Origin of the sequence: Citrobacter sp. Cpo089 (assembly GCF_030332695.1) — a bacterium.
GTDB lineage: Bacteria > Pseudomonadota > Gammaproteobacteria > Enterobacterales > Enterobacteriaceae > Citrobacter > Citrobacter portucalensis.
Genome location: NZ_JAOWHJ010000007.1, coordinates 1 through 281 on the forward strand (window position 1 = coordinate 1; position 281 = coordinate 281).

1 tRNA gene and 1 rRNA gene are annotated in these 281 nt (G+C 54.8%); both read right to left on the bottom strand.

Annotated features, from left to right (window positions below):
- Positions 1 to 81: ribosomal RNA gene (rrf, locus tag OGX92_RS01585) — 5S ribosomal RNA — on the bottom strand; the annotation flags it as partial.
- A 38-nt stretch (positions 82 to 119) separates the two neighbouring features.
- A tRNA-Thr gene (locus OGX92_RS01590) sits at positions 120 to 195 on the bottom strand.
- Between the last annotated feature and the right edge of the window lie 86 nt (positions 196 to 281).

The following is a 281-nucleotide window of genomic DNA, read 5'->3' on the forward strand; positions in this document are numbered from 1 at the left end:
CACACTACCATCGGCGCTACGGCGTTTCACTTCTGAGTTCGGCATGGGGTCAGGTGGGACCACCGCGCTACAGCCGCCAGACAAATTCTTTTCTAAGTGCCGAACTTTAACCGAAAAACTGGTGCTGATACCCAGAGTCGAACTGGGGACCTCACCCTTACCAAGGGTGCGCTCTACCAACTGAGCCATATCAGCACACTAAATTTGATGCCTGGCAGTTCCCTACTCTCGCATGGGGAGACCCCACACTACCATCGGCGCTACGGCGTTTCACTTCTGAG